The 23394-nt window shown below is 61.8% G+C and carries 23 protein-coding genes, 1 tRNA gene and 1 rRNA gene; 11 read left to right on the forward strand and 14 right to left on the reverse strand.

Annotated features, from left to right (window positions below):
• Positions 1-87, reverse strand: a 16S ribosomal RNA gene (locus ACQ4WS_RS11340); the annotation flags it as partial.
• A gap of 380 nt (positions 88-467) precedes the next feature.
• Positions 468-1244 (reverse strand): enoyl-CoA hydratase, encoded by a 777-nt coding sequence (locus ACQ4WS_RS11345; protein WP_436476272.1) that lies wholly within the window; start codon positions 1242-1244, stop codon positions 468-470.
• Between the two features lie 79 nt (positions 1245-1323).
• On the opposite strand from ACQ4WS_RS11345, the gene ACQ4WS_RS11350 reads away from it, so the two are divergent.
• Positions 1324-2625 carry an MFS transporter gene (locus tag ACQ4WS_RS11350; RefSeq protein WP_436476274.1) on the forward strand — a complete coding sequence of 434 codons (1302 nt, stop codon included), beginning with the start codon at positions 1324-1326 and terminating at the stop codon, positions 2623-2625.
• Between the two features lie 137 nt (positions 2626-2762).
• Complete coding sequence (locus ACQ4WS_RS11355; RefSeq protein ID WP_436476276.1) at positions 2763-3200, forward strand: universal stress protein; 438 nt, start codon at positions 2763-2765, stop codon at positions 3198-3200.
• Between the two features lie 36 nt (positions 3201-3236).
• Here the strand turns inward: ACQ4WS_RS11355 and mltA are convergent, their stop codons facing one another.
• Positions 3237-4505 (reverse strand): murein transglycosylase A, encoded by a 1269-nt coding sequence (gene mltA / locus ACQ4WS_RS11360; RefSeq protein ID WP_495542690.1) that lies wholly within the window; start codon positions 4503-4505, stop codon positions 3237-3239.
• 10 nt (positions 4506-4515) lie between these two features.
• Here mltA and ACQ4WS_RS11365 point away from each other — a divergent pair, with 10 nt between their 5' ends.
• Positions 4516-4662: a hypothetical protein gene (locus ACQ4WS_RS11365; protein WP_167468630.1), complete on the forward strand. Its 147-nt coding sequence runs from the start codon at positions 4516-4518 to the stop codon at positions 4660-4662.
• A 23-nt stretch (positions 4663-4685) separates the two neighbouring features.
• On the opposite strand, the gene apaG is transcribed toward ACQ4WS_RS11365, so the two are convergent.
• A complete protein-coding gene (apaG, locus tag ACQ4WS_RS11370) occupies positions 4686-5060 on the reverse strand; it encodes a Co2+/Mg2+ efflux facilitator ApaG/CorD (RefSeq protein WP_034753698.1) in 375 nt (124 codons plus the stop codon).
• Positions 5061-5225: 165 nt separating this feature from the next.
• On the opposite strand from apaG, the gene rpe reads away from it, so the two are divergent.
• From rpe to ACQ4WS_RS11405, 7 genes are all read left to right on the forward strand, one after another.
• Positions 5226-5900 (forward strand): ribulose-phosphate 3-epimerase, encoded by a 675-nt coding sequence (rpe, locus tag ACQ4WS_RS11375; RefSeq protein WP_034753544.1) that lies wholly within the window; start codon positions 5226-5228, stop codon positions 5898-5900.
• Positions 5900-6616: a phosphoglycolate phosphatase gene (locus tag ACQ4WS_RS11380; protein ID WP_436476281.1), complete on the forward strand. Its 717-nt coding sequence runs from the start codon at positions 5900-5902 to the stop codon at positions 6614-6616. Before rpe ends, ACQ4WS_RS11380 begins: the two co-directional genes overlap by 1 nt.
• A gap of 249 nt (positions 6617-6865) precedes the next feature.
• Positions 6866-8362: an anthranilate synthase component I gene (gene trpE / locus ACQ4WS_RS11385; RefSeq protein ID WP_436476283.1), complete on the forward strand. Its 1497-nt coding sequence runs from the start codon at positions 6866-6868 to the stop codon at positions 8360-8362.
• Between the two features lies 1 nt (position 8363).
• Positions 8364-8927 carry an aminodeoxychorismate/anthranilate synthase component II gene (locus tag ACQ4WS_RS11390; protein WP_092719017.1) on the forward strand — a complete coding sequence of 188 codons (564 nt, stop codon included), beginning with the start codon at positions 8364-8366 and terminating at the stop codon, positions 8925-8927.
• A 65-nt stretch (positions 8928-8992) separates the two neighbouring features.
• Positions 8993-10036: an anthranilate phosphoribosyltransferase gene (gene trpD, locus ACQ4WS_RS11395; RefSeq protein WP_436476285.1), complete on the forward strand. Its 1044-nt coding sequence runs from the start codon at positions 8993-8995 to the stop codon at positions 10034-10036.
• A gap of 33 nt (positions 10037-10069) precedes the next feature.
• Positions 10070-10870: an indole-3-glycerol phosphate synthase TrpC gene (trpC, locus tag ACQ4WS_RS11400; RefSeq protein WP_436476287.1), complete on the forward strand. Its 801-nt coding sequence runs from the start codon at positions 10070-10072 to the stop codon at positions 10868-10870.
• Positions 10871-10890: 20 nt separating this feature from the next.
• The gene (locus tag ACQ4WS_RS11405) at positions 10891-11355 is read left to right on the forward strand and encodes a hypothetical protein (RefSeq protein WP_436476289.1); all 465 of its coding nucleotides are present in this window, start codon (positions 10891-10893) and stop codon (positions 11353-11355) included.
• Here the strand turns inward: ACQ4WS_RS11405 and ACQ4WS_RS11410 are convergent.
• From ACQ4WS_RS11410 to ACQ4WS_RS11440, 7 genes are all read right to left on the reverse strand, one after another.
• Positions 11306-12481 carry a GGDEF domain-containing protein gene (locus ACQ4WS_RS11410; RefSeq protein WP_436476291.1) on the reverse strand — a complete coding sequence of 392 codons (1176 nt, stop codon included), beginning with the start codon at positions 12479-12481 and terminating at the stop codon, positions 11306-11308. The two genes, ACQ4WS_RS11405 and ACQ4WS_RS11410, sit on opposite strands and share 50 nt — an antisense overlap.
• 214 nt (positions 12482-12695) lie before the next feature.
• Positions 12696-14594, reverse strand: a complete 1899-nt coding sequence (locus ACQ4WS_RS11415) for a M61 family metallopeptidase (protein WP_436476293.1) — start codon at positions 14592-14594, stop codon at positions 12696-12698.
• Positions 14595-14642: 48 nt separating this feature from the next.
• A complete protein-coding gene (locus ACQ4WS_RS11420; RefSeq protein ID WP_436476295.1) occupies positions 14643-15221 on the reverse strand; it encodes a nucleotidyltransferase family protein in 579 nt (192 codons plus the stop codon).
• A gap of 13 nt (positions 15222-15234) precedes the next feature.
• Positions 15235-17499, reverse strand: a complete 2265-nt coding sequence (locus tag ACQ4WS_RS11425; RefSeq protein WP_436476297.1) for a xanthine dehydrogenase family protein molybdopterin-binding subunit — start codon at positions 17497-17499, stop codon at positions 15235-15237.
• Between the two features lie 10 nt (positions 17500-17509).
• Positions 17510-17968: a (2Fe-2S)-binding protein gene (locus tag ACQ4WS_RS11430; RefSeq protein WP_436476299.1), complete on the reverse strand. Its 459-nt coding sequence runs from the start codon at positions 17966-17968 to the stop codon at positions 17510-17512.
• Between the two features lie 131 nt (positions 17969-18099).
• Entirely contained in the window at positions 18100-18816 is a 717-nt protein-coding gene (locus tag ACQ4WS_RS11435; protein WP_034785648.1) for a DsbC family protein, read from the reverse strand.
• A 159-nt stretch (positions 18817-18975) separates the two neighbouring features.
• Positions 18976-20220, reverse strand: a complete 1245-nt coding sequence (locus ACQ4WS_RS11440; RefSeq protein ID WP_436476301.1) for an FAD-dependent monooxygenase — start codon at positions 20218-20220, stop codon at positions 18976-18978.
• A gap of 532 nt (positions 20221-20752) precedes the next feature.
• Between ACQ4WS_RS11440 and ACQ4WS_RS11445 the strand changes: the two genes are divergently transcribed.
• Positions 20753-20828 (forward strand) — tRNA-Phe (locus ACQ4WS_RS11445).
• Positions 20829-20941: 113 nt separating this feature from the next.
• Here the strand turns inward: ACQ4WS_RS11445 and ACQ4WS_RS11450 are convergent.
• The 3 genes from ACQ4WS_RS11450 to ACQ4WS_RS11460 form a co-directional block, all read right to left on the reverse strand.
• On the reverse strand, positions 20942-22291 hold the full coding sequence (locus ACQ4WS_RS11450; RefSeq protein ID WP_436476303.1) for a DASH family cryptochrome: 1350 nt from the start codon (positions 22289-22291) through the stop codon (positions 20942-20944).
• Entirely contained in the window at positions 22288-22437 is a 150-nt protein-coding gene (locus ACQ4WS_RS11455; protein WP_436476305.1) for a DUF2256 domain-containing protein, read from the reverse strand. The genes ACQ4WS_RS11450 and ACQ4WS_RS11455 overlap by 4 nt, the downstream gene beginning before the upstream one ends.
• Before the next feature lie 172 nt (positions 22438-22609).
• The gene (locus ACQ4WS_RS11460; protein ID WP_436476307.1) at positions 22610-23149 is read right to left on the reverse strand and encodes a DUF2058 domain-containing protein; all 540 of its coding nucleotides are present in this window, start codon (positions 23147-23149) and stop codon (positions 22610-22612) included.
• Positions 23150-23394 lie beyond the last annotated feature (245 nt).

The following is a 23394-nucleotide window of genomic DNA, read 5'->3' on the forward strand; positions in this document are numbered from 1 at the left end:
AGAGCAAGCTCCGTGCTGCCGTTCGACTTGCATGTGTAAGGCATGCCGCCAGCGTTCAATCTGAGCCAGGATCAAACTCTTCAGTTTAATCTCTGTTACTTTGCCCTTTTACAGGCACCGTCATTGCTGACGGGTCGCTCACTCAAAAAACTGACAGGCCACTACTTGCGTAGCGCCTATTTCATTATTTCTTGTGAACATTTGATATTTTAAGTTTTACAGCGACCCTAAGATCACTGCTGCACTTACATCAAATGCCCACACTTATCGACTGTTAATTGTTAAAGAACTGCTATCGGTACTGCTTTCGCGCTATCGACAAAGCGTTGTGTTTGTCAGCTGCGAAGAAGGAAGAGTATGAAGCGTTTGCAGCATTTCGTCAACCTTCTTTTTTTGCCGTTTGCTACTGCATCCGACTCCCTCTGTTTCGCTAAAACTACTGCGTCTCATCGGGGAGGCGAATCATATCAAAGACCGTCGAAGTTTGGCAAGCGCTTTTCCAGGAAAGCGTGCATGCCTTCTTTTTGTGCAGGCGTGCCGAAGGCGGCCTGGAACAAACGGCGCTCGTAAGCGACACCATCGGTCAAGGTGGTTTCAAAGGCGCGGTTGACGCAATCCTTGATCATCATGGCCACCGAGATCGGCATGGCGGCGATGGTCTTGGCGGCGGCCAAGGTTTCTTCCAGCAATTTATCGGCCGGCACCACGCGCGACACCAGGCCGATGCGTTCCGCCTCGGCAGCGTCGATGGTGCGTGCCGTCAGCAGCAAATCCATGGCTTTGGCCTTGCCGATGGCGCGCGGCAGACGCTGCGTGCCGCCCGCGCCCGGCGTGACGCCGACCTTGATTTCCGGCTGGCCGAATTTGGCGCTGTCGGCAGCGATCAGGAAATCGCACATCATGGCCAGTTCGCAACCGCCACCGAGTGCGTAGCCCGCCACCGCACCCACCACAGGTTTGCGCACGCGCAAGATATGCTCCCAGTTACGGCTGATATAACCCTGGGTAAAGGTATCGGGATAAGTGTAATCGGCCATGGCGGCGATATCGGCGCCGGCGGCAAACGCTTTTTCGCTGCCCGTGAGCACGATGCAGCCGATATTCTCGTCGGCGTCAAACTTCAGCAGGGCGTCGCCCAGCTCATTCATCATGTTGTCGTTCAAGGCGTTCAAGGCCTTCGGGCGGTTCAGGCGGATGATTGCCACTTTGTCCTGGATATCGATGATCAAGTCTTCGTATTGCATATAGTCTCCTCTGGATGAACACGGTGACAACGATTGTAGCGGCTAACGGCAGCTGCGCGGCAGGTGCGCTGCTATTATTGTGAGCCCGATCATTTTTATCGAGCAGCGTATTTTCTCCTCCTTCTTTCAGTACTGCAGCCACTACCTGCGCGGCGACGGCAGCGCCGCCAGCGTCAATTTCCGCCGCCTATGGTTCAGCAATGGCCTCAATTGCTTCGGTGCCCAGATTACCTCGCTGGCCCTGCCCCTGTGCGCGGTACTGTTGCTGCATGCCACGCCGGAGCAGATGGGCGTGCTGGTCGCCTTGCAGGCGCTGCCGTTTGCGCTCTTCGGCTTGCCCGTCGGCGTGCTGCTGGACCGGCGCAGCAAGCACCCGATCATGTTGTTCAGCGAAAGCATGTCCGGCCTGGCCCTGGCCAGCGTGGCGATTGCTTACTGGTGCGGCGTGCTGTCGATGCCGTGGTTATATATAGTGGGGTTCATCATCGGCACGGGCTTCGTCGTCGGTGGCGGCGCCGAACAGGTGTTTCTGACTTTCCTGGTGGGCCGCGACGGCTTGATCGATGCGCAATCAAAATTTGCTGCCACCGAATCGGCTTCGCGCCTGATCGGCCCCGGCCTGGCCGGCGTGCTGGTGCAAGTCCTGTCGGCGCCCGTCGCTATCCTGTGCACGGCTTGCGGCTACTTGATTTCCGTCTTCAATCTGCGCGCCATGAGCGTACGCGATCCGCGTCCCGCACCATCCGACAAACACGCCTTGCGCGACATCGCCGACGGCTTGCTGTTTGTCTGGCGCGAACCACTGCTGCGCGCGCTGGCCTGGGGCGCCGGCATCTGGCACTTCCTGTTTTACGCCAGCATGGCCTTGACGGTGCTGTTCGCCACGCGCGACCTGGGCATGAGTCCTGGCGTGCTGGGCATGACGCAGATGCTGGGCGGCGCCGGCGTCTTGCTCAGCGCCTTCATCGTCAAACCGCTGACGCACCGCTATGGCGCCGGCCGCACGATCCTGATCGGCCTGGCATCGACCTCGCTCTGCTTTGCCCTGACGCCAACGATTCCCGCCGCGCTATTTGGCAGCGCGGCAGCCAGCGCCGTCGCTTATGCCGTGCTGATGTTCTTTTTCGATTGCGGCGTGATGCTGTTTTTTATTCCCTACCTGGGCCTGCGTCAGAAAGTCACGCCCGACCCCATGCTGGGCCGCATGACCTCGACCATGCGCTTCCTGACGGTAGCGACGGCGCCGCTGGGTGCGCTGGCCGCCGGTTGGGTGGCGGAACACTTTGGCGTGCGCAATGGCCTGGCCTGCATCGCGGCAGGCAGCATCCTGTTGACGGTCGCCATGGTGTGGGGCACGCCGCTGCGTAGCGTGCGCACCTGAAGCGATGAACGGGCATACACTGCTAAAAGATTGCCTTGGCGACACGATTTATGCCAAAGCCTGGAAGGTTTGATTTATATCAAGGTTTTAATTGATGTAAATCCATAAGCTGTCTTACATCACTTGAGGAGCACGCTATGTTTAACACCATCTTATTTCCCACCGACGGCTCGCCCTTGTCCGACAAAGCCGCCGAAACCGCCCTCGCCTTCGCCCAATTGAACAAAGCCAAGCTGGTCGCCATCAGCGTGGTGCAGCCCTTCCCGTTCTCGCCGATGGCCGACGGCGGCATCGTGCTCGACGCCAGCCTGTATGAACAGCAGATGCAGGAAGCCTCGCAACGCGCCATCGACAAGATCAGCGCAGCGGCGCGCGCCGTCGGCGTGCCCTTCGAAGGCGTGGTGGCCGTGTCACCCAGCCCGCACGACGAAATCGTCAATGCGGCACAGACCTACCATTGCGACATCATCCTGATGGCCTCGCACGGCCGCAAGGGCTTGAACAAGCTGTTCGTGGGCAGCGAAACGCAAAAAGTGCTGGCGCATACCCATCTGCCAGTGATGGTCTTGCGCTAAGCCAAACCACGGACCGCCCGGCGCAGCTCGCGCTCCCTAGCGCGCCGGCGCCTGCTTCGGCAGCAACACCCACACGGCGCCGCTCTGCTTCATGCGGCCCGCATTCTCGGCCGCTTCCGCGCCAAAGCCAAAGAAGTAATCGACACGGATGGGCCCGCGTATGGCGCCGCCCGTATCCTGCGCCATCACCAGGCGCTGCATGGGAATGTCGCTATTGGCTTGCGTGGTGGACAGGAACACGGGCGCGCCCAGCGGCAGGAAGCGCGAATCGATGGCCACCGAGCGCTGCGGCGTCAACGGCACGCCCAGCGCGCCCTTTGGCCCCACTTTCGGGTCGGGCAGACGCTCTTCCTTGAAGAAGACATAGCTGGGATTGGCGTTGAACAATTCATCCTTGCGCGTGGGGTGGCCGGCGATCCACGCCTTGATGCCCTGCGCGGACGCCTGGCTCAGGGTCAGCTCACCCTTGTCGACCAGGTAGCGGCCGATCGATTTATACGGATGGCCGTTCTGATCCGCATACGCCACGCGCACGGTTTCCTGCGTATCGGTCAGCTGCACGCGCCCGGAACCCTGCACTTGCAGGAAGAACGCCTCGACTTCGTCATCCACCCACAGCAATTCCTTGCCCGTCACAGACGTGGCGCGCTCGATGTCGGCGCGGGTCGCGTACGGTATCACCTTCTTGCCGACCAGCTTGCCGCGCAAGCGCATGTTTTTCAATTCCGGATACACGCCGGACAAGTCCACCGAGACGAGGTCGTCGGGCACCTTGTACAGCGGTGTCTGGTATGGACCGCCGCGCTTGCGCGCGCCATGCAGCAAAGGTTCGTAATAACCCGTCACCAAACCGGTACTGGCGCCATCGGCCGTGATGACTTGATTGGGCACAAAGAAAGTCTCGAAGAACAGGCGGATGGCCTTGTCGCTGTCGGCATTGACCTGGCGCGCAATCGTGCACGATTCCTTCCAGTCCGGACGTTTCACCAGCACGCCGCACGAAGCCATGAACGCTGGCCAGGCGGCGCGCATGTCGTCGCGGGCCCAGCCAGGCAAGGCGGCGAACTTGGCGGGTACGAAAGTGGGCGCCGCCGCGTCAATCGTATCCTTGGCGTCGGCCGGCTTGGCCGGCACTGGCTTGACGACGGTGGGAGCGATGGCCGGCGCCTTGCCAGTCGCGGTGACCGGCTCTGCCGGCGGCGTGGTACAGGCGGAAAGCGCAAGCGCGACGGCGCCGATTGAAACGGGTAGACTACCGCGTGTCAACAGACGACGGGTAAATATTAAGCTGCGGGTAAATAACATAGGGGTGCGTATGTGGATCTTGATGATAGAGGCGCTGGTGGCGTTCTTCTTGCTGGCATTTATAGTCTGGTGGACCATGTATTCGGGTAAAAAACCCGCACCGCCGGCGCGCAAGCAGCTCAGTGAAGAACAGGACGCCACCGAAAAACTGAAATAGGGGCGCACGCCCCCGGCGTCTCCTTAATGCAGGGTACGCGGCACCGACAGCACGAACTCGGGAATCGGTGCTTCGAACTGATGGCCATCTTCGGCCACGCAAAAGTATTCGCCGTGCATCGAGCCTTGCGGCGTGCCCAGCATGGTGCCGCTGGTATATTCGAACTGCTCGCCCGGCTGCAGCAGTGGCTGGTGGCCGACGGCGCCCAGGCCGCGCACTTCTTCCACCTTGTTGTTGGCATCCGTGATGACCCAGTGGCGCGAAATCAGCTGCGCGCCAGCCGTGCCCGTGTTGACGACGCGGATCGTGTAGCTGAACACGTGCCGCCCCTGGTCCGGTGCCGATTGCTCGGGCAGATATTGCGTCTTGACCGTTACCGTAAATTCATAAGTCGCCATCGTCATTCCTATTCAGACATTGCCAGTCGTATTGTGTGTCGCGCGCGACGCATTGGCCATCGCGCGATGCGTATTCTGTGTTTCACTGTACTTCCATGAGGCATGGTAACGGCGTCAGGCGTAAAATAGCGCAAATCGCATTTTCTATCCTTTGGCTACTTCACCATGACAACATTCCGTATCGCTCCCAGCATCCTGTCCGCCGACTTTGCCCGCCTGGGCGAGGAAGTGCGCAACGTCGTTACCGCCGGCGCCGACATCATCCACTTCGACGTGATGGATAACCATTACGTGCCGAACCTGACCATCGGCCCCCTGGTGTGCGAAGCGATCCGCCCGCACGTGCAAGTTCCCATCGATGTGCATCTGATGGTCAAGCCTGTCGATCGCATTATCCCGGATTTCGCCAAGGCTGGCGCGAACATCATCACCTTTCATCCGGAAGCGTCAGATCACGTGGACCGTTCATTGCAGCTGATCCGCGACAATGGCTGCAAATCGGGCCTGGTATTCAACCCGGGCACGCCACTGCACTACCTGGAACACGTGATGGACAAGATCGACATCATCCTGATCATGTCCGTCAACCCGGGCTTCGGCGGCCAGTCCTTCATTCCGCAAGCGCTGAAGAAAATCGCCGAAGCGCGCCGCATGATCGACGAATCGGGCCGTGACATCATGCTCGAAGTCGATGGCGGCATCAAGATCGACAACATCGCCGCTGCCGCTGCCGCCGGCGCCGACACTTTTGTCGCCGGTTCGGCCATCTTCGGCAAGCCGGACTACAAGGCCGTCATCGACGCCATGCGCGCCGAGCTCGCAGCTGTAAAGGGCGCCTGATGCAAGCGGGCACGGTGAAAGACCACGTACTGGCCGGCGTGCGCGCCGCCATCATCGACCTCGATGGCACGATGCTCGACACCGTGCCCGATTTTCATGTCGCCATCAATGGCATGCGCGCCGAACTCGACCTGGCGCCCATCAGCGCCGAGGCCATCAAACTGATGGTGGGCAAGGGCTCGGAAAACCTGATACGCACCGTGCTGGCGCTCGACTTCGATGCAGCCGGCGTGGAGCAGCGTTTCGAGCAGGCGATAGAGGCTTACCAGCGCCACTACCTGGCCATCAATGGCCAGTTCAGCACCCTGTACCCGGAGGTGGAAGCGGGGTTGGCGGCAATGAAGGCGGCAGGCTTGCGCCTGGCCTGCGTCACCAACAAGCCGATCGCCTTCGCCCTGCCCCTGCTGAAACTGAAAAACCTGGATCAGTACTTCGAGATCGTCTACGGCGGCGATTCGCTGCCGAAGAAAAAACCGCACCCCATGCCGCTGCTGCAAGTGTGTGCGGACTTCGACTTGCCGCCCGCCAAAGTGGTGGCCATCGGCGACTCGTCGAATGACGCGCAAGCGGCACGGGCTGCGGGCTGCCCCGTCTTGACGGTACCGTATGGTTACAACCACGGACACTCTATACACGACACCGATTCCGATGGTATAGTAAATACGCTGCTCGCAGCGACCCATTTTATTAGCATGCACAACAGACCAGCATACTGACCCACACCACATCGTGAACACGTTTCTCATCAAAAAACACAATGTCACCCAAACCGGCTCGATTGAGGCCTGGCTTTGGCGACGCTGGCAATCCTGGCAGGCCTAAGGGCCGAGCCGTGTAAGATTGCTGTCGGCTGCAGGCGCGCATGTGCGTGCTGTCTGCACCGGCAGGTTTTTTGATAACCCACCGCAGGGTCTGTGCTTTGACAGCACCACGCACACGCGTACCCTGGCGGCATGGAGAGACACATGACCGAACTCGAATTCAAATCGCTGGCCCAGCAAGGCTACAACCGCGTCCCCCTGATCGCGGAAGCCTTCGCCGACCTGGAAACCCCGCTCACGCTGTACCTGAAACTGGCGCAAACCCAGCAAGGCGGCAAGAACACGTTCTTGCTCGAATCCGTCGTCGGCGGCGAACGCTTCGGCCGCTATTCCTTCATCGGCTTGCCCGCCACCACCGTGTTGCGCAGCTATGGCAACCGCACCGAGATCGTCAAGAACGGTGCCGTGATCGAAGAGCACGAAGGCAATCCGCTCGACTTCATCGAACAGTACCAGTCTCGCTTCAAGGTGGCCCTGCGCCCTGGCATGCCGCGTTTCTGCGGTGGCCTGGCCGGCTACTTCGGCTACGACACCGTGCGCCACATCGAGAAAAAACTGGCGGGGGGCGCGCCGAAAGACGATTTGAACCTGCCCGACATCCAGCTGATGGTGACGGAGGAACTGGCCGTCATCGACAACCTGTCCGGCAAGCTGTACCTGATCGTCTACGCCGACACGGCGCAGCCCGAATCGTTCTCAAAAGCGCGCCAGCGCCTGAAAGACTTGCGCATGATGCTGCGCCGCGGCGTCGATGCACCCGTCACCAGCGCTTCCGTGCGCACGGAAACCATCCGCGATTTTTCCAAGGAAGACTATCTGAAGGCGGTGGCCAAGGCGCACGAATACGTGATGGCCGGCGACTTGATGCAGGTGCAGATCGGCCAGCGCATCCGCAAGCCATATGTCGATTCGCCGCTGACCCTGTACCGCGCCCTGCGGTCGCTCAATCCGTCGCCGTATATGTACTTCTATAATTTCGGCGACATGCAGATCATCGGCGCCTCGCCCGAGATTTTGGTGCGCAACGAGAAGCTGGCGGACGGCGGCAAGAAAGTCACCTTGCGCCCCATCGCCGGCACCCGTCCGCGCGGCGCCACGCCAGAGCGCGACGCCGAGCTGTCGGCCGAATTGCTGGCCGATCCGAAAGAGATCGCCGAGCACGTGATGCTGATCGACCTGGCGCGCAACGACATCGGACGCATCGCCGAAACGGGCAGCGTGCACGTCACCGACCGCATGGTTATCGAAAAATACTCGCACGTGCAGCACATCGTCTCGAACGTGGAAGGCACTTTGAAGGAAGGTTTGTCGAACCTGGACGTGCTGCGCGCCACCTTCCCGGCCGGCACCCTGACGGGCGCGCCGAAAGTGCGCGCCATGGAAGTGATCGACGAGCTGGAAATCACCAAGCGCGGCATCTATGGCGGCGCCTGCGGCTACCTGTCGTTTGGTGGCGAAATGGACGTGGCGATCGCCATCCGCACGGGCGTGATCAAGGACGGCATGCTGTACGTACAGGCTGCGGCCGGCATCGTGGCCGACTCCATCCCCGAAATGGAATGGCAGGAAACCGAAAACAAGGCGCGCGCCGTATTGCGCGCCGCCGAACAAGTACAAGATGGCCTGGATGGGGAGTTTTAAGATGCTGCTGATGATCGACAACTATGACTCCTTCACCTACAACATCGTGCAGTATTTCGGTGAGCTGGGCGAAGACGTGCGGGTGTACCGTAACGATGAAATCACGATCGAACAGATCGAGGCGCTGAACCCGGACCGCATCTGCATCTCGCCCGGCCCGAAAGCGCCGGCACAGGCGGGCATTTCGGTGGAAGTGCTCAAGCACTTCGCCGGCAAGAAGCCGATATTGGGCGTATGCCTGGGCCACCAGGCCATCGGCGAGGCGTTTGGCGGCAAGGTCATCCGCGCCAAGCAAGTCATGCATGGCAAGACTTCCCTCATCGCGCATACGGGCGTGGGCGTTTTCAAAGGCTTGCCCAGCCCCTTCACAGTGATCCGCTATCACTCTTTGGCGATCGAACGCGCCTCGCTACCTTCCTGCCTGGAAGTGACAGCGTGGACGGACGACGGCGAAATCATGGGCGTGCGCCACCGGGAATACGATATCGAGGGCGTGCAGTTCCACCCCGAATCGATCCTTTCGGAGCACGGCCATGCCCTGCTGAAGAATTTTCTCGAGCGCTGATCCCATGCGCACGCCACGGCGTGCCATCAGTGTCGTCCTGCGCCATCATTGAAGAAGGAAGCATCATGCCGATCACACCACAAGAAGCCCTGCTGCGCTGCATCGAACACCGCGAAATCTTTCACGACGAAATGCTGTACCTGTTCCGCCAGATCATGTCCGGCGACATGTCGCCCACCATGATCGCAGCCCTCACCATGGGCCTGCGCGTGAAAAAGGAAACCATCGGCGAAATCGCCGCCGCCGCGCAAGTGATGCGCGAGTTTTCCACCAAGGTGCCCATGGCCGACACCACCAACCTGCTCGACATCGTCGGCACGGGCGGCGATGGCGCGCACACATTCAACATTTCTACCGCCTCGATGTTCGTGGCGGCCGCCGCCGGCGCGCGCGTCGCCAAGCATGGCGGGCGCAGCGTCTCGTCCTCGTCCGGCAGCGCCGACGTGCTGGACTCCCTGGGCGTCAACATCAACCTGCAGCCCGAGCAGATCGCCCAGTCGATCGCGCAAACGGGCATCGGCTTCATGTATGCACCGAATCACCATGCGGCCATGAAGCATGCGGCGCCCGTGCGCAAGGAGCTGGGCGTGCGCACGATTTTCAACATCCTCGGTCCGCTGACGAATCCGGCCGGCGCACCGAATATTCTGATGGGCGTGTTCCACGCCGACCTGGTCGGCATCCAGGTGCGCGTGCTGCAGCGCCTGGGCGCGCAGCATGCCATCGTCGTATATGGCCGCGACAATATGGATGAAGTGTCGCTAGGTGCCGCTACCATGGTGGGCGAACTGATCAACGGCGAAATCCGTGAATATGAAATCCATCCCGAAGACTTCGGCATGTCGATGATCGCCAGCCGCAACCTGAAGGTGGCCGATGCCGTCGAATCGAAAGCCAAGATGATGGAAGCGCTGCGCGGTGAGCCCGGTGCGGCCGCCGACATCGTCGCCCTGAACGCGGGTACGGCGCTGTATGCAGCCGGCGTTGCCAGTTCGATCGAAGATGGCCTGGCGAGTGCGCGCAGGGCCGTCAGCTCGGGCGCCGCCCTGGCGAAACTGGAACAATTCGTGCAGGTGACGCAGCAGCTGGGCACCCCGGTGCAAGCGTAAGCTTGCGCCCTCCTTTATAGAATAGCGACCATCATGTCCGACATACTCGATAAAATCCTGGCCGTGAAGGCCGATGAAGTGGCCAAGGCCAAAGCCCACCGCAGCCTGGCCAGCCTGCGCGGCGACGTGGAAAGCGATCACGCCCTGCGCGCCGGCCTGCGCGGCTTTGAAGCAAGCCTGCGCCAGCACATCGCCGCCGGCAAGCCTGGCATCATCGCCGAAGTCAAAAAAGCGTCGCCATCGAAAGGTATCATTCGCGCCGACTTCCGCCCGTTTGATATCGCCGCCAGCTATGCGGCGCATGGCGCGGCTTGCCTGTCCGTGCTGACGGACGAACAGTTCTTCCAGGGATCCGTGGAGTATCTGCAGCAGGCGCGCGCCGCCTGCGCCATCCCCGTGCTGCGCAAGGATTTCATGGTCGACATGTACCAGATCTATGAAGCGCGCGCCATGGGCGCCGACTGCATCCTGCTGATCGTCGCGGCGCTCGACCATGGCCTGATGGCCGAAATGGAAGCATGTGCCCACGAACTGGGCATGGGCGTGCTGATCGAAAGCCACGACGGCGAAGAACTGACGGCGGCGCTCAAGCTCAAGAGCGCGCTGATCGGCATCAACAACCGCAACCTGCGCACCTTCGAAACGTCGCTCGACACGACCATCAATCTCTTGCCGCGCATCCCGCAAGACAAATTGATCATCACCGAATCGGGCATCCACAGCACGGCCGACGTGCAACGCATGCGCGACGCGCACATCCACAGCTTCCTCGTGGGCGAAGCGTTCATGCGCGCGCCAGACCCCGGCGTGGAGCTGGAACGCCTGTTCAGTTAAACCATGCCAGGCTGGCAGCCATGAGACACGCGATCACCATCCTTGCCGCCGCGGTCCTGCTATCGGCCTGCCAGAATGCGCCCCCGACAGCGGCGCGCACGCCCGCAGCTACGCCCCCTCGTACGCCGGCCGCGATACAACTCGCGGCCAGCATCGACGCCTACAAGGCGCTGGTGGCGCAGCAGATCATGGCGGCCAACGGTGCATACACGTTCAGCGGGCGCCTGCCGCCCATGCTGCCGGCCATCGTCGTGCTCGACCTGAGCGTGGGACCGGACGGCGAGCTGAAAAGCGTGCATGTCCACCGTTCGCGCGACAGCGTAGCATCGGCCGCGGCGCTGGCTGCCGTGCGGCGCGTGCCAGCGCTCTTTCCGCCGGCGGGACACCTGATGCGCCGCCACGCACGGACCTTCGATTTCTCCGAAACCTTCCTGTTCAACGACCAGTACCGATTCCAGCTGCGGACCTTGTCCGGTCCTCAGTAAACGCGCAAGCATCGAGTTCGATGCGGTCGCGTCCCCGCTCCTTGGCCAGGTACAGGGCCGCATCGGCGCGCGACAACAACTGTTCCAGCCCTTCCACCACCGATGCCTGGCAAGCGACGCCTATGCTGACCGTACACGCTGGCAGTCCCGCATGGCTGGACTCGCGCAGCAAGGTGCGAATGCGTTCAGCCACGCCCAACGCATTATTTACAGGCATATCAGGCATCAGCACGACGAACTCCTCGCCGCCGAAACGCGCCACGCAATCCGATTCGCGCAAGGCGCCACCGATGACGCTGGCCACATGCGCCAGCACCTGGTCACCCACGGCGTGGCCGTAGCGGTCATTGATCGATTTGAAGTAATCGAGGTCGATGCTGAGCAGTGTCAGCGGTAAACGGCGGCGGCGCTGATTGCCAATTTCTCGCGCATAGGCATCGCCGAAGCCGCGCCGGTTCAGCACCTGCGTGAGCGGATCGTGGGTCGAGCGGCGCTCCAGTATCTGCTGCAGGCGGCGCGTCGCCACCGTCATGAAGCCCACCGTCAGCAGCAGCGCCATGAAATTGGCGACCGCCAGATAAATGCCGGCCGGCGTGCCGGCCACCGTCAGGTTCACGCTGGAGCCGCCATGCAGCAAGGCAGACACGCCGCGTGCCAGCACCACGATGGCTTGCAGCAGCATCAACGCGCCAAGGAAAAAACTCGAGAAATGGCGCTCGCCATGGCGCCATACCAGCAGCACCTGGCGCGCGTAAAACAGGAAGACCAGCAGCGAGAAGACCGCCACGCGCGCCGAGAAATCAGGGCGTACCAGCAGCCACCAGCTATTGCCGGCGATGGCCAGGACCAGTATCAGCAGATAGGCGCGGCGGCTGGGCGCCAGGCCAAAGAATTTCTCCGTGCCCAGCATCGACAGACCGATGCCGGCCACCAGCGCCGCATTGGCCGCGATTATGGACAATGCTGGCGGCAGCACTTCGCGGGTGCCAAACAGCAGCGACGCACACACAAGCAGCAGCAAGCCGGCCGCCCAATGTCCGAGGCCATGCACCTCGCGCCGGAAACTGCGATACACCGAAAACATGACGATGCTCATTGCCCCACACATCAGGGTCGTCATCAGCATGATCGTTCGAGGATCGAGGGTTTGCACGTTGGGCGCAATCTAAAAGAGACAATTCGGCAATTTTAGTTTAGTTAAAGAAAAATTAGTTCATTTACAGTAAATATGATGCTACCGGGCCGCATCGGCTGCTTAGTTGCATTTGAGGAAATGTATTCTGAGCGAAAAAACCGGCCAGTAAAGGCCGGTTCTCTGTCTTACTGTACGACAAACAGCATCATGCGGCACTAGGACGCTTCGGCCCCGTGGCTTTCTTTGGCGCCGGCAGCAATGCCAGGCTGACACCGGGAACTCGGTCGCCTTGCAAGACGGCCGCGAACGTCATCAGTTCGTCGCGGCGGAAGGCGTGGATCGCCACCTTGGCGCCGACGGCGTAACGGCCCAGCAAGGTGTCCAGGTTGGCCGGGTTACCCGTCACGCGCAAGCCATCGACGGCCACCAGCACGTCGCCCGCCGAGAGGCCGGCCAGGTGGGCGGCGCCGCCCTGGTGCACCTGCGCCAGCCTGGCGTCGATGCCGTCGCGGCCCAGGTTGACGTCCAGGCTGGCTTTTTCCGCCTTGCGCGCGTCGCTGTATTTCACGCCGAACGGCGCCAGCAGGCGCGCCAGCGGCACGTCGTCCGTGCCGCGGATGTAGCGTTCGAAGAAGGGTTTCATGCGCGTGCCGGAGATCTCATCGAACAGGGCTTCGACTTCGGCCGGCGTCACGCCACGCGCTTTGCCCTTGTAGAAATCGCGGCCATAGCGCTGCCACAAAGCCTGCATCACGTCGTCCAGCGACTTTTCGCCATTCGTCTTGGCGCGGATCGTCAGGTCGAAGGCCAGCGCGATCAGCGAACCCTTGGTGTAGTAGCTGACGATGGCGTTCGGCGCGTTTTCATCCTGGCGGTAGTACTTTCCCCAGGCGTCGAAGCTGGAATCGGCCACGCTTTGCTTGCTGCGGCCGCTGCCGCGCAAGACGCTGTTGACGGTCTTGCCCAGCAATTTGAAATAGGCCGCCTCGTCGATCAGACCCGCGCGCACCAGCATCAAGTCATCGTAATAGCTGGTGAAGCCTTCGAATAGCCACAGCAGCGGCGAGTAGCTTTCCGCCTGCAGGTTGTACGGCGCGAAGGCGGCCGGCTTGATGCGCTTGACGTTCCAGGTGTGGAAATACTCGTGGCTGCACAGCCCCAGGAATTTCAGGTAGCCGTCGCCGATCTCGGTGCTGTTTGAAGCCGTCGTCGGCAAGTCCGCGCGCGCGCAGATCAGCGCCGTCGAGGCACGGTGCTCCAGGCCGCCATAGCCATCGCCAACGGCCATGGTCATGAACACATAGCGGTCCATCGGTGCTTTTTTCGTTTTTGGCTCGAAGAAGGCGATCTGCGTTTCGCAGATGGCTTTCAGGTCGCGGCACAGACGGTCCAGGTCCAGGTTCGGCACCTTGCCGGTGACGACGACATCGTGCGGCACGCCGCAAGCAGTGAAGGTGGCCAGCGCGAAGTCGCCCATCTCCACCGGGTGATCGATCAGCTCATCGTAGTTCGCTGCCTGGTAGCTGCCGAAGCCATAGCGCTTCGCTTTGAGTTCCGGCAGGGTCGTGGCGACTCTCCAGGTCTTGCAGGCGGCATCCTTCGGCTGCACGATGTGCACCTCGTGCGCATCGGACTCCTGGCCCAGCACGCGCAGGAACACGCTGGTGCCGTTGAAGAAGCCGTGGTTCTGGTCCAGGTGCGCGGCGCGCACGGACAAATCCCAGGCATACACGTCGTATTCGACCGTCAATGGGCCCTGGCAAGGGGCAGCTTGCCACGAATGCTTGTCCAGTTTGGTCAGCGCCACGGCCTTGCCCTCGGACTCGGCGCGGATGCTGACGATATTGCGCGAAAATTCGCGGATCATGTAGCTGCCCGGAATCCACGCCGGCAAGGACAAGACCTGGCCGATGGCGGCCGGCGACTTGACGGTCAACGTCACTTTGAACATGTGGCCAGCCAAATCGGCTGCGGCGATGCTGTAGAGGATGCCGGCGGCCGGTGTGGTTTTCACTGCGGTTTTCGCCGCGGCTTTGCTTGTGGCTTTACCGCTTGCCTTGGCTCCCGCCTTGGCGGTGATTTTTTGAATCGGTGCTTTCTTCATGTTTTCCTCGTGTCTGGCTTGTCTTCCCGGGAGCGCCACTGCCCCGCCTTACAAATCGTCAGGTGTATCAATATCGCGCAAGATACCGCTGTCGTCCACTCTCACTTCGCATACGGCATGGCTGTTGACGATGCTGCGCGCGCCCTGGTCGCCATCGAGCGCCAGCAGCAGCGGCAAGTGGAAGGCACTGAAGGCGACAGGGTTGCCGCGCCGTCCCTGGAACACGGGCACGGCGATGTGCGCGCCATCGGCAATGGCTTGCGACAAGGCGGCGATTGTAGCCGCTTCCACACCAGGCATGTCGCCCAGGGCGATCAGCCAGCCCGGCGCACCGCGCACGCAATCGATGGCGCAGGTGAGCGAGGCGGCCATGCCCGTGTCGGCATCATGGCAGACGCGCACCTCGCAGCCCAGCGCGCCGAGCACGCGCGCCACCTGCGTGTCGTCGGCACGCACCACGGCCAGCACGCGCGGCAAGGCCGCCAGCATGGCTTTTGCGGCCGCCACCACCACCGGCAAGCCCGCATGCGGGCCTTCGGCCAGTGGTTGCATCAATTTGTTCCGTACGCCGGAAGGGTCAAACCTGCGTCCCCTTCCGGCTGCCAGCAAGATGCCGACCGTACTCAAAACACCACTGCCGTCATGCGGCCGCCAGGTCGAATGGCAGCTTGCGCAGACGCTTGCCCGTCAGGGAAAACAGCGCATTGGCAAAAGCGGGCGCCAATGGCGGCACGCCCGGCTCGCCCATGCCCGTCGGCGCGTCGCCCGACGGCACCAGATGCACCTCGATCACCGGCATGTCGGGCATGCGCGGCACCGGGTAGTCGCCGAAGTTCTGCTGCTCCACCACGCCATCCTTGAGCGTGATGGCCGCGCCGGGGATGGTCATGCCCAGCGCCATCAGCGCGGCGCCCTGTACTTGCGCCTCGATCGTCAAGGGGTTGACGGCCAGATTGCAATGCACGCCCGCCCATACCTGGTGCAGCCTGGGCGCGCCTTCCACCACCGATGCCGTCACCACGTAGGCGACCACGGAATTGAACGATTCATGCATGGCCACGCCCCAGGCCTGCCCCTTCGGCAGCTTCTTCCTGCCATAGCCGGACTTGGCCACGGCCAGGTCCAGCGCGGCGATGTGGCGCGTATGCCTGGCGTCGATCAGCTGCTTGCGGTAGGCGACGGGATCCATCTTCGCCACGTGCGCCGCTTCGTCGATCAGGGTTTCCATGACGAAGGCCGTGTGCGTCGAGCCGACGGAGCGCCACCACAGCACGGGCACGTTCGCCTTGGCCGTGTGCACGGACAGCTTCATCGGCAGGGTGTACGGCTCGCCCATGCCTTCGACCATGGTGCCGTCGACGCCATTTTTCACCATGAAGGCTTCGAACGGCGTGCCGGCCATGATGGACTGGCCCACGATGGTGTGGTCCCAGGCGAGAATTTTCCCTTTGGCGTCGAGGCCGATCTGCGCGCGGTGTACATGCGACGGCCGGTAGTAGCCACCCTTGATATCATCCTCGCGGCTCCACATCAGCTTCAATGCGCCGCGCTTGCCCGCCGCGCGGTATGCCTTGGCGACGTTGACGGCTTCGACCACGTAGTCGGAACTAGGCACGGCGCGCCGGCCGAAACCGCCGCCGGCCATCATCGTGTGCAGAATCACCTGCTCCGGTTTCAGGCCGGAGGTGGCGGCAATCGCTGCCTGGTCGCCCGTCTGGAATTGCGAGCCGACCCACATCGTACATTTGTCGGCCTGCAGGTCGACGACGCAGTTGAGCGGTTCCATCGGCGCGTGCGCCAGATAGGGGAACTCGTACACGGCTTCGATCTTTTTCGGCGCCTTGGCCAGCTTGCCCATGTCGGCAGGTTTGGCGACAGTGCCCGGCGTTTTCGCCAGCGCCTTGAAGGCGGCCAGCTGCTTGTCGCTGCTGACTTTTTCCACGCCGCTCGTATCCCATTCGATCGCCAGCGCGTCGCGTCCCTGCTTGGCGGGCCAGTAACCGTCGGCGATGACGGCCACACCGCTGCCGCCGCGGTCGGTCTTCACTTCCAGCACGTCCAGCACGCCCTTGATGGCCTTGGCCTTGCTGGCGTCGAATTTCGCCACCCTGGCGCCAAACACAGGCGGGCGCGCCACCATGGCCACTTTCGCGCCAGGCGGCTTGAAGTCGATGCCGAACTGCTGTTTTCCCGTGGACTTGGCGGCTGCGTCCAGGCGTTTCACGGGTTTGCCGATGATGGCAAAGTCGCGCGGGTCTTTCAGCTTGACGCTGGCGGGCACGGGTTGGCGCATGGCCGCGTCGGCAAGTTCGCCGTAAGTCGCCTTTTGTCCGCCGGGGCCGTACAGCACGCCCTTGGCGGCGCGTACCTGCTCGGGATTGACTTTCCACTGCGCGGCGGCGGCGCCTACCAGCATGGCGCGCGCCTTGGCGCCGATCTCGCGGTACTGCGTGAACGAATGGGCGATGCTGCCGGAGCCTCCCGTCATCTGCATGCCGTAGGCGGCATCCTTGTACTGCTCGCCAGCCGGCGCCAATGCGCCATGCACCAGGCGCCAGTCGGCGTCGAGTTCCTCGGCGATCAGCATGGGCAAGCTCGTTTGCACGCCCTGGCCAAATTCCAGCCGGTTCACCTGTACCGTCACCGTGTTATCGGGGGCGATGTGCAAAAAGGCGTTCGGTGCATACACGGGCTTGGCGGGCGCGGCATCGGCCGCCTGCGCCAGCTTGCCGGCGCCCGGCAGGAAAAAGCCCAGCATCAAGCCGCCGCCCGCCACCGCGCCGGCCTGCATGAAAGCGCGCCGCGACACGCCATCGGCAAGCGCCACCGGCGCCGATGCCAGCGCCGCGCCCAGGGTCACTCCGCCATGCTGCAATGCTTCCTGATTCAACCATTCGATACGCATGTCGCTCTCCTCAGGCCAGGGTCTTGGCCGCGTCCTTGATGGCCGCGCGGATCCGTTGGTAGGTGCCGCAGCGGCAGATATTGCCGCTCATGGCGCCGTCGATGTCGGCATCGCTGGGCGCCTTGTTGGTGCGCAGCAGCGCCGTGGCGCTCATCACCTGGCCGCTTTGACAGTAGCCGCATTGCGGCACGTCGTGGCGCACCCACGCCGCCTGCACCGCCTTGCCCACCTGGTCGTTTTCCATCGCTTCGATGGTGGTGATCTTTTGCACGCCGACCGAGGAAATCGGCGTGATGCACGAGCGGATAGGCTGGCCGTCGAGGTGCACCGTGCAGGCGCCGCACAGGGCCGCGCCGCAACCGAATTTGGTGCCCGTCATGTTCAGGTTATCGCGCAATGCCCACAAGATGGGCGTGGAAGGATCGGCGTCGACCTGCGTGTCGCGACCGTTGATATTCAAGGTAATCATCTGCTGCTTCCCCTTTTTTGGATTGTTATGGCGTCTACAAACAACACTTGATGATACGACAGCGGAAAAAGTGCAAAAAAAAGCGCGCCTTGCGAGGGCGCGCCGTCCAACCTTCCTGGCGACAGCCCGGATTACTTAATGGTCGAGAATTTCTGTTCCAGCGTTTTCGCATCGACTGCGCCCGGAATGCGGCTGCCGTCGGCAAAGAAGATGGCAGGCGTACCCGAGACGCGCAATTGCTGGCCCAGGGCCAGGATTTTTTCGTGCGGGTTGGCGCAAGTGGCGGCGACCGTGGCTGGCGCCTTGCCGTTCAACATCCAGTCATCCCAAGCCTTGTTGCGGTCCGGCGCGCACCACACATTGCGCGACTTGACGATGGAATCGGGCGACAGGATGTTGTACATGAAGGTGTAGACGGTGACGTTGTCGATTTCCTTCAGCGCATTCTGGCGGAAGCGCTTGCAATAGCCGCAATTCGGATCTTCGAATACGGCGATCACGCGCTTGCCATTGCCCTTGACGGTCTTCATGGCGGAATCGAGCGGCAGGTCGGAGAACTTGATGCGATTGACTTCGTCCAGGCGCACCTTGGTCAGGTCTTGCGAAGTCTTGGCGTCAAAAACGTGACCGACGAACAGGTATTGCGCGGCTTTGTCCGTGTACAGGATATCGCCGCCCGTGCGCACTTCGTACAGGCCACCGTAGGGGGTTTCCTTGACCGAGTCGACCTTGGCGCCTTCGCCCAGGCGCGGTTCGATCAGCTTTTTGATGTTCGCTTCCGTCGGCGTTTCCGCGCCGGCGCACGACATCATCAGGCCCGAGGCCAGCACCAATGCGATTCTGCTCATTTTTATCACTATCACTTCTCCACTTGAAACGCCTGGCGGAACTGGCATCTGGCCCGGCGTCGTTATCTCTTTGATAAAACGATCGCCGCAGACCAGCTGCGGCGACCTTGAATTTTCACACCTGCCATTATCCAGCGATATCTTAAGATTCGCTGATATTTACTGATGTCCCAATGCGTGCGCAATCATTTTTCGCTTCAGGGCCGGTAATTTATCCAGCAAGTTTAATCCCAAATTGCGAACCACGCGCAACGGTTCCAGATCGGCGCCGAATAATCGCGCCAGGCCATCGGTGGCCAGCTGCATCAGCAGCACGTCTTCCTTGCGCGCGCGCGCATAGCGGGCCAGCACGCGCTCGTCGCCGATACCGCGGTGCGCTTCGCGTTCGCTGATCGTCTTGACCAGTTGCGCCACGTCGGCAAAGCCCAGGTTCATGCCGTGGCCGGCCATCGGATGGACCACGTGAGCGGCGTCGCCGACCAGGGCCACGCGCGGCGCCACCATGGCGTGCGGGCGCATCAGGGTCAGCGGAAACGCGCGCACCAGTTCCGGCTGCAGCGGCGTGAGTGTACCCAGTTTGTCGTGGCAGTACACGGCCAGGCGCGCAGCCAGGGCGTCGGCCGATTCGGCCATCAAGGTGTCGGCCAGCGCATCAGGCGCCGACCAGACCAGCGAGACGCGGTCGCCCGGCAACGGCAGCAGCGCGACGATGCCTTCGCTGCCCGTAAACCACTGGTGGGCCGCGCCATGGTGCGGCTTTTCGCAGGCGAAGTTGCTGACCACGCCGCGCTGGCCATACGAGCGGTAATCGAGGCCGATGTCGCACTGGCCCCGCACCCACGATTGGGCGCCGTCCGCACCCACCACCAGCGCGCAGGTGATGGTGTCGCCGCCATCGAGGTGCACGATGGCCGAGTCGTTCGTCCATTCCAGGCGGCTGGCGCGGCCCTGCAGCACGCTGACGTTCGGCGCGAATTTCAGGGCGGCGTCCAGCGCCTGGCCCAAGTTGCGGTCTTCGATGATCCACGCCAGCGTGCCCACATGGGCGCCGTAGGCGTCGAAACCGAGTCCGCCCGCCTGCGCACCGTCGCCATTGACCAGCATGGCATCGATGGGCGCCACCCTGTCGGCCTCCAGGGCGCCCCACACCTTCAGCGACGACAGCAGCTGGTGCGCCGTGTGATTGAGCGCATACACGCGCACATCCCAGCTGGCGTCAACCGGCTTGGCGGCCGAAGCGGATGTGGGTGCGGGCGGGCTCGCAGGAGATAACAGGGTGACGCTTTGTCCTGCCTGGGCAAACGCCAGCGCCGTGGTTTTCGCGATGGCGCCGTCACCGACGATACAAACGTCGCTGTGGCTCTGCATGAAGCGCCGCATGGTGGGGGAGGAGGGACTGTTCATGCACCCATTATAGCGTTTGCCCCAATCTTTTCAGATAGTCCGGAAGTACAGGACGCGTGCCTCAGATCAAGCGGCTCCATGAAATTCAGGCAGCACGTGGTCCGCGATCTCCTGCAGGGTCTCGGCCAGCGGGCGACGGTTCTGCCGCAGTTGCAGGGCCCTGAAACCCAGGCGGTCGGCCAGCTGCGCCATCTCGTCCGGCGACAGGGTAATGCGCTGGAAATGCAGGTTCGCTTCCAGGTTGGCGCGCCTGGTCGACGACGGAATCGATGACGATCTGACCCTGCAGTCGGAAAGTGCCCAGGCCGATTTCAGGAATGGCAGTGTGTCGGGTAGTCGTATTCATGCGGCAGTCCTCTCAAGTAAATCTCGATGACCACACTATGCGCCCAAGCTTTGTTGAGAAAAATATCGCTTATATCAAATCATATTTGATTCACAGGCAAGTAAAATGGTGACTATCCAGGAAATGCGGGAAAAGTCACAGCCGGCTCTTGCATTCCCGTTTTGGTCTGCTATAATTCGCCACCTTGGCCTGGTAGCTCAGTCGGTAGAGCAGAGGATTGAAAATCCTTGTGTCGGTGGTTCGATTCCGCCCCGGGCCACCAAAAATTCGTTCACGCAACGCCCACTCATGCTAGTGGGCGTTGTCGTTTCTGGGGTGCGCAGTCCTTGGCGCGGGTTCATTTCCGGCGCAAGCGCTGCACCCCGTTGACATCCCTCACTTCAACTCGTCCTGCGCCGTACCTTGCGTCGCCCAGAGGCGCCGATAGGCCCCGTCTGGATCATGGTCACGCATTTGCTTTTGCAGGTTGAACCGTCGCCCATTGCGCGGGTCGGTCCCTCGGCCGGCAACGTACAGCCAGTTACCCTGATTGCTGTAGACGTCGTAGTCGATCAGTTGCGCTTCAAACCAGGCAGCGCCGGCGCGCCAATCGCAGCCCAGATCGTGCACCAGGTAACTGGCAACAATTTGACGCAGCCGGTTGGAGAGATAACCGGTGGCACTGAGCTCGGCCATGCCCGCATTGACAAGCGGTTCACTGGTGCGGGCTTGGCACCATGCTTCGAATCGATGCGCATCGTGACTGGGCTGGCCAAGGCTGCTCAAGCCTTGCGCCCGGTACAGCGCGACCCCATGCTGCAGGTGCAGAAAGCGAAAATAGTCGCGCCACATCAACTCAAACCAGATCCAGTAAGTGCTGTCGTTGGCGCCGTGCACTGCTTCAAACTGCCTGAGCGCGGCACATACCATGCGCGCGGATAGCGCGCCGCAGGCGAGCCATGGCGAAAACTTGGTGGAATAGTCCACGCCGGTCAAGCCATTGCGTGAGAGCTTGTAGGTGTGCGCCAGCTCACCACCGAAATACTGGCGCAGATGTTCAGCGGCGGCACTCGGGCCACCGTAAAAAGCCGGTAGCGCGTACGGGAACGACGACCGTGCGGTGGCAAGATGCGCGTCCTGGAGCACCTCCGGCACCACTGTCCAGGTTTCAGCGAGTGCTGCGAAGGCCGGCGGCAAGGGCGGAATCGTCGTCGGCCGCGCCAGCGGGGCCGACGGCGCCACCTGCTCTCGCTCTACAAGGATGCGGAAGTTGGTGAATACCTCAGGCAAGGCAGCGCACGGAAACGGCAGCGCGGCCGGATCGAGCAAGCTCGATTGCCACAGCGCTTCTACTGTCAGGCCAACAGCACGCAGTGCGGCAAGGTCGCCCTGCTCTTCTGGCGCGGCAATCTCCTCGCAATGGATGGTCGTCGCGCCGATGGAATGCGCCAGTGCCAGCAACACCTGGGCGGGGTCGCCCTCGACCTCCAGCAACTGACTACCGTACGACGCCAGCTGCGTCGCCAAGTCCGCCAGGCCCGACCGGAGAAAATGCTGGCGATGCGGGCTGGTGCGCGGCACATTCCAGCGCGTCGCGAGCGAGGCGCTGCGATGGCAATACACAAACAGCAGATGGCCGGCGCGTTGGCAGGCCTGGCGCAAAGCCGGATTATCCTCGAGCCGCAAATCATTACGGAACCAGTAAATATGCGTTTGTGCCGACCTTGCGACGGGGTCGGTATTCATGGCTGACGCTTGCTATCCTGGCGACAGCGATCTGAACAGTATTTCACCTCGTCCCAAACCTTTTCCCATTTTTTACGCCATGCAAACGGCAACTGGCATTGCTGACAGCGTTTGGTTGGAAGGTCAGATTTTTTTCGCATACGCATGTTGATCACTCTGGCTAACGTCGGACGCAGGGTGTCGCGGGAGGCAGCAAAAGCAGGCCGCAACTGGGCAACCTGACGACGCGCTCGATCGAGTATGCCCTATTTGAGCGGCGCCACAACCGGCCCGCTCGCTACCCTCATCCGACGCACCTGGCGCCGGGCAATCCCCCTCTTACCACATCAAATCATCGGGAATCTGGAACGCCGCATACGGATCGTCCTCATCCACTTCGGTGCTGGCCTGTTTCACGCGCACGACGATGGCCGGATCGCGTTCGGCGATCTTGTCGGCGATGATGCGCGGCACCAGTTCCACGGCGCCGCCCAGGCAGACGATCACCAGACGGCCCGCCACCAGATGGGCCTGCACGGCGGCCGTCACATAGATGCGCTCGATCTTGTTGTTGAACGTGAAGTTATACGGCAGGTCGCCGTTGTTGCCCTTGCTTTGGCGGTTCTTTTGCACCATTTGCGCAATCTGCGCCACGATGGCCTTCTGGTTGGCGGCCGCGTCGCGCTGGGCGTTCAGTTCGCGCGCGCGTTCCGCGTTCTTGCGCTGGGTCTCCAAGGCAGCCAGGCGCACCTCGTCGACGCTTTGCGTGCCGCTCTTGCGCTCGTCCTTTTTTTGCTTGCTCTTGTCCTGGTTGGCCAGTTTGACCTTCTTCTTGTCGACCAGGCCGGCCTTTAAAAACTGCTCTTGCAACGAGACCATAACTACTCCGTATTGAGGGTGCGCCGGCCGAGGCTGCGGCATCGGCCGGTGGAAAGACGCTAGCATAGCAAAAAACAGGGGCCCTGCCGCCGCAACATGGCTGCCCGGGCCAGCTGGCGAGCGCCTGGCGCCTGACGGTAACAAAAAGACACACTCGTGTGGAAATTTTGTTGATAAATGTCATATAGTTAGTTACGTTCTGCATATCGGCTTCGCTGCCGGTTGCATGCCCCCTTCCACTGACT

The organism is Janthinobacterium leeuwenhoeki (genome assembly GCF_051380795.1).
GTDB lineage: Bacteria > Pseudomonadota > Gammaproteobacteria > Burkholderiales > Burkholderiaceae_D > Janthinobacterium.

Bases quoted from the DNA above. Each gene is read 5' to 3' on its own strand.
- rpe (WP_034753544.1), top strand. From the start codon at position 5,226: ATGACAACATTCCGTATCGCTCCCAGCATCCTGTCCGCCGACTTTGCC.
- ACQ4WS_RS11345 (WP_436476272.1), bottom strand. From the start codon at position 1,244: ATGCAATACGAAGACTTGATCATCGATATCCAGGACAAAGTGGCAATC.
- ACQ4WS_RS11380 (WP_436476281.1), top strand. From the start codon at position 5,900: ATGCAAGCGGGCACGGTGAAAGACCACGTACTGGCCGGCGTGCGCGCC.
- ACQ4WS_RS11435 (WP_034785648.1), bottom strand. From the start codon at position 18,816: ATGAGCAGAATCGCATTGGTGCTGGCCTCGGGCCTGATGATGTCGTGC.
- trpC (WP_436476287.1), top strand. From the start codon at position 10,070: ATGTCCGACATACTCGATAAAATCCTGGCCGTGAAGGCCGATGAAGTG.
- ACQ4WS_RS11450 (WP_436476303.1), bottom strand. From the start codon at position 22,291: ATGAATACCGACCCCGTCGCAAGGTCGGCACAAACGCATATTTACTGG.
- ACQ4WS_RS11430 (WP_436476299.1), bottom strand. From the start codon at position 17,968: ATGATTACCTTGAATATCAACGGTCGCGACACGCAGGTCGACGCCGAT.
- ACQ4WS_RS11410 (WP_436476291.1), bottom strand. From the start codon at position 12,481: ATGCTGATGACGACCCTGATGTGTGGGGCAATGAGCATCGTCATGTTT.
- apaG (WP_034753698.1), bottom strand. From the start codon at position 5,060: ATGGCGACTTATGAATTTACGGTAACGGTCAAGACGCAATATCTGCCC.
- ACQ4WS_RS11355 (WP_436476276.1), top strand. From the start codon at position 2,763: ATGTTTAACACCATCTTATTTCCCACCGACGGCTCGCCCTTGTCCGAC.
- ACQ4WS_RS11390 (WP_092719017.1), top strand. From the start codon at position 8,364: ATGCTGCTGATGATCGACAACTATGACTCCTTCACCTACAACATCGTG.
- ACQ4WS_RS11440 (WP_436476301.1), bottom strand. From the start codon at position 20,220: ATGAACAGTCCCTCCTCCCCCACCATGCGGCGCTTCATGCAGAGCCAC.
- ACQ4WS_RS11460 (WP_436476307.1), bottom strand. From the start codon at position 23,149: ATGGTCTCGTTGCAAGAGCAGTTTTTAAAGGCCGGCCTGGTCGACAAG.
- trpD (WP_436476285.1), top strand. From the start codon at position 8,993: ATGCCGATCACACCACAAGAAGCCCTGCTGCGCTGCATCGAACACCGC.
- ACQ4WS_RS11455 (WP_436476305.1), bottom strand. From the start codon at position 22,437: ATGCGTATGCGAAAAAAATCTGACCTTCCAACCAAACGCTGTCAGCAA.
- ACQ4WS_RS11405 (WP_436476289.1), top strand. From the start codon at position 10,891: ATGAGACACGCGATCACCATCCTTGCCGCCGCGGTCCTGCTATCGGCC.
- ACQ4WS_RS11415 (WP_436476293.1), bottom strand. From the start codon at position 14,594: ATGAAGAAAGCACCGATTCAAAAAATCACCGCCAAGGCGGGAGCCAAG.
- trpE (WP_436476283.1), top strand. From the start codon at position 6,866: ATGACCGAACTCGAATTCAAATCGCTGGCCCAGCAAGGCTACAACCGC.
- ACQ4WS_RS11425 (WP_436476297.1), bottom strand. From the start codon at position 17,499: ATGCGTATCGAATGGTTGAATCAGGAAGCATTGCAGCATGGCGGAGTG.
- ACQ4WS_RS11365 (WP_167468630.1), top strand. From the start codon at position 4,516: ATGTGGATCTTGATGATAGAGGCGCTGGTGGCGTTCTTCTTGCTGGCA.
- mltA (WP_495542690.1), bottom strand. From the start codon at position 4,505: ATGTTATTTACCCGCAGCTTAATATTTACCCGTCGTCTGTTGACACGC.